Below are 4,794 nucleotides of genomic sequence, written 5' to 3'. Positions count from 1 at the left end.
AAGGCCGGCGGCAGCTTCCTCAAGCTCGACCCCAGCGGCATCACCATCGTCGGCGCCCAGGTCAAGATCAACTCCGGTGGCAGCCCCGGCTCGGGGAGCGGGCAGGGGGCGGCGGCGCCTGAACTGCCTCGGCGCGCTGACGGAGAAGAGCACGCCCGTATCGCCTTCTCGGGCAGCGGGCCCAGCCAACAGGCACAGTTGGTCGAGGCGGAAGGTCTGGGCGAGCGCGAGTTACTCGTCGACGTCACCAGCGGTGGGCAGGACGGTCAGCAGGTTCGGCTGCGCAAGGCACGAACCAGCACGAAGGGGGAGCAGAACGGATGAGCGAAGGCGATCTCAAGGAACTGCAGGACGAAGACGTCGACCTGGGCGTACGCCGCCGTACCGAGTACGAAGACGAGGAAGACGGCACCCTGGCTCTGGTCATTCCCAAGCGGGAAGGCGGCGGCGAGATCGAGATACCGTTGCTGGAACATGCCAGAGCCGTCTACGAGCGTACCGACGGCAGCTTGCAGGACAACACCCTGCTGGCCGTTCGCCCCCTGGCGGAAGTCGGGCGCAATCGCCCGGAGCAGGGGGGTGGGGTGACCACCAATACCGGTCTCGCCACCGGCATGCTGCGCCCGGGATACCTCTACGTCTTCTTCGACAATCGCCTGTGGCGCGAGCTCGAGGTTGGCCCCGATGGCAAGCTCAGCGACGTCGATCTCATGCACTATCGCGAGCAGGCCGAGGGCGGCGACACGCCCAACGAGCGTGCCAGCGAAGGCGAATGGCTCGACGACCTCCTGCTGCCGGCCATGCTGCAAGGGCAGGCCACGCTGCATCGGGTGCGCCTCGCCTACAGCGAGATCGCCTGGAGCTGGCCCTACATCTCCTGGCTCGAAGCCAATCCCGGCCGGCTCGAGACGCGCACCACCGCCGTCGGGCATGCCCATGCCGTGATCCTCGACATGGAAGGCTGGCTCGCCATGCAGACCGGCTTCCCCGCCGGTCGTGTGGCCGACCAGCCGGCGCTGCGTGAGCGCGACCTTGGCATCGAGCTGATGCTCCAGGCGCCCGACGCCTTCACCGCCGACTTTACCGCCCCGGCAGACGATGAACTGTGCGCCAAGCTCAAGTCCCTGTGGGAACAGGCAGGGGAAACCGAGCGAGCCGCCACCCTGGCACTGGAGTGCGAGGCTGGCGATGACCTGCTGGCCGACATACGTGACAACCCCGGTATCGTCGCCGTGGCACTGCCGGACCCGCTGTTCGCTCTGCGCCATGCCCTGGCACAGATCCACCTGGCCGAGCACTACCTGGATGGCCTCGACAGCCGGCTGGCCGAGAACCCCCTCGGCCACTCGGCCAAGCTGATTCGTCAGGCCCTGTTCACCGCACCGAGCGGTGGCGAAGCGAATCCGCTCGCCGAGTATCGTGGTGCCATCGACTCAACCAAGCTCGATGCCACCCTGGAGCAGGCAGAACGCAACGCCGCGCTTGCGGTTCTGCGCACACAGCTCGACGCCCTCGAGCGACTGGCCAGCCAGGGCCAGCTCACCGCTGTACTGCGGGACTTCACCAGCCACGAAGAACTGGGTATCTGCGAAGGCTACGCCCTGTGTGGCGACCTGTACGGCGTACTGCAACAGCTCCCCGGGGTGCTGCAAGATCAGGGTGATACCCGCCAGGAAGCCCGTACCCGACAATTGCTCAAGAGGCTGCTGACCGACAGCGAGCTACAAGCGCTCTGGAGTGCCGACGAAACCGAGGCCGCCGAAGCCACGGCTGACGACGACAGCAACGCCGACATCAACGATGGCAGCGGCAACTTCCGCCCAGCGTTTCTGCGCCGGCTTGCCCAGGACGACCGCGACATTGACGAAGCCCTTGCCGAGAGCCTGGGGCTGGAGACCCTGGGGGTGATCGCTCGGAACCTGGCCGAGCAGGAACAAGCGCAACAGAACGAAGTGCTCAGCCTGGCCAATGCCGGCAAGGTGAGCGGCTTGGTCAACACCGTAGTGGGGCAATGGAGCCAGGCCGTGCTGCGGGTCGCGGAGCGGGTGGGCGATGATGTGGACGTGATCCACATGCGCCGCGTGTTCACCTCCGTTGGCGTCCATGCCAACCTGGTCGACGGCAACCTGAGGGGTGAGCTGCAAGTCATGCATCGCGGTGAGGTCGACCTGAGCCGCTACGTCATCATTGGCGTGCACGGCGATGGCATCGAATGGGGCCTGACCGAACGCGACCGCACCGGTGGCGCCCTCCAGACCCAGAAGGACTACCTCTACGCCGAACAGGTGGACCCGCGAGGGAATGCGCAAACCTCGACCAGCCCCAAGCGCATGTCATCGGAGGTCGACGGCGCCATCCGTCAGGTCGCCGGCCATGTTCTGGTGTACGTCCTCCCCGCCGGCCACCCCGAAGCCGCGAAGGTGGCGCAACTGCGCCTGGCCAAGCTGGCCGGCCAGGTGAGGGTGGTGATAGATGGCCCGGCGGTATCGAGAATGCTGGTGGGGTTTGCGTTATATAATTTGACGAGTGAGTTGGCGGGATTGAGCCGAGCACAAAGAGAAAGGCGTGCGGGGTTACAGCGTGCAAAAATATTCAGTGCATTAGCGGATCTTAGTGCGGCGTCGATGAAGCTACATGCAACCCTTTATTCAGATCAAATTTCACTGGCCGGACGTTTTATTCAGCGACCTTGGTTTGATATGAAGGGTTGGCCCCTCATTGGCACAAGGTTATCTAAGGTCGGGGCGAGCACACTTGTTCGCACCATTGGCATGTTTAATTTCATGGCTGGAGTCGCTGCGGTTGGTGTCAGTTCCTGGGAGCTACGCAATAGCCTGCAGGGCGGTGACCGTGACGCAGCGATGGGCCATGGCATAGCGATTGCCGGAGGAGCACTGTTTCTTGCCGCTCCCCTGATGGCGGGGTTGGTGATGATCCCTGGCTGGGGCTGGGCGCTGCTGGGCCTGGGGCTGGCCATTGGCGGTACCAGCTATGCCGCCATGAATCAGGATACTCCCTTCGAGCGACTGCTCAAGCAGGGCCCCCTGGGGACTCATACCGCCAGCGCCATGACATCGGCCGATGATACCGCCTACTATCCCCAATTGTTGACGCAGCTGAGCCCGGCTCAGATTGAGGTGACTCGCTACGGCAGCCTGGGTGCCGAAGAGCGGCAGGCTCTGCTGGAAAGCGTCTGGGAATCCAAGACTGATACGCCCAGTAGTCGCGACTACGTGGTCACCATCAGCACGCCACTGATCAGCCGCTACAAGATCGGGGAATCCTTGAATCTGGCCGTGCAGGAGCTAGAGCAGACTGATACCGAAACCTTCAATCAGCTGCTTGGCACCTATTCGCAGCTCTCATACATTACCCGGACGCCGGAGCCGTTCGAAATCGGCAAGCGCCAGTTGCTACCGCAGCAAAGTGCGGTGCGCTTTCTGGTCAAGCGCAAGATGGCTGAGGAGAGCTTCGAAATGGTCGGTACCAGTGTGACCTCAACGGCTCGTCTACGCGTTGCCTTACAGGCCAGAGTCGAGTGGGAGCTTGGTGAAATGGTGCTGCCTACCCCGATGCTCAGGGAGTACGAGCCCTTTGTGGAAGGGCAGCATGATGCGCTTCCGGCTCGCTCGCATCGCACGGTGAACGACCCGATCGCGAATTTCATCAGAAGAATTACCGGGCGCTCCCAGGATCCAAGTTACTGGTACATCAAGGAATTTCAGGTATGACAGAAGCAAGCTCTTCCCACTATGGCCTCGGTGCCTACCGCGCTAGTGCCATTGCTGCGATGCCGGCAGCGCCGAAGCAGAGCGAGCGTATTGGTGAGGAGCTGCTTCCCTTTGGCGACTACGCCGATATCGACCCCTATCAGCAACTCTGTGAGGACGCCGAGTTCGTTCAGCACCAAGATCGTCAGGATAAAGCATTCTACAAAACGGATGATTGGTGGTGGGATCATCAGCGGATTCGTTTTCTCAAAAGTCAGTTGGGTTTTTCCGTTCTTTTAATGGCCTTTCCATTTTTTTATTTCTGTTTTCTCTTGCTTTTCCCTTTTTTACTTGCAGTCTTTTTTCTTGATTATGTTTTTGAATATAACGAGCTGCTTGGTATTGTCGCTACACTATTGGTTTTGGGGGGGGGGCTTCTGGGTGCCGGTATTATCGGTGCATATACGTGCCAGTCCGTTATGAGTGGCATCTTTCGCTTGGGCGCCACTTTCCTGAAGCCTTTCCGTAAAATAATCGCCCGTCGCGCTAACCGCTACATGGAGAACCGCTGCAGCGAGTTCAACCGGCAAACCGGGATGGTAAGCTTCGCCCAAGGCAAGAAGAAGCCGCCGCTGAAGGCGCCTTTCATCGAGTTCGATGGCTACGTGGAGCGTGTGGTGCAGCGTGGCGGTATCTTCTATCGGTTGATGTTCGTGCACCGTTATACCGGCAAGCAGTTCAGCCAGACCTCGCTCAGCGCCATCGTCGATCACAAGCATGAGGTGCACGCCACGTGGGACATGCTGCAACGCTACATGGATGTGAGCCAGCCCATGCCCGACGTGCCGCGCTTGGAGCCCTTCCGCCATCTCGACCCCACCACTGCCGAGCACGACCGGCAAACAGGGCGTAATCCGCGCTACTGGCGCGATCTGGATCTGGAGGCCTGGAAGGCGGGCGAGGGTGCCGCCCACCTCAAGGCGCAGATCGACTACCCCTGGTCCCGCCAGCGCTGCCAGCTCACCCCGCAGCTCGGCAAGGTGGAGATGGCTGCCTACCAGGAACAGCTGAAGGCCGCGGTGGC

At 61.8% G+C, this 4,794-nt stretch carries 2 protein-coding genes and 1 pseudogene; all 3 read left to right on the top strand.

Annotated features, from left to right (window positions below; genetic code table 11):
* Nucleotides 1-324: pseudogene (locus tag H1D44_RS20570) on the top strand (hypothetical protein); the annotation flags it as partial.
* Nucleotides 321-3,731 (top strand): toxin VasX, encoded by a 3,411-nt coding sequence (locus H1D44_RS20565; protein WP_181517130.1) that lies wholly within the window; start codon nt 321-323, stop codon nt 3,729-3,731. The pseudogene H1D44_RS20570 and the gene H1D44_RS20565, both read left to right, overlap by 4 nt.
* On the top strand, nt 3,728-4,794 hold a 1,067-nt coding region (locus tag H1D44_RS20560; protein WP_181517129.1), incomplete at its 3' end, for a hypothetical protein. The genes H1D44_RS20565 and H1D44_RS20560, both read left to right, overlap by 4 nt.

This window comes from Billgrantia kenyensis, assembly GCF_013697085.1.
Taxonomy (GTDB): Bacteria; Pseudomonadota; Gammaproteobacteria; order Pseudomonadales; family Halomonadaceae; genus Halomonas; species Halomonas kenyensis.
This window is presented reverse-complemented; position numbering and strand designations above follow the sequence as displayed.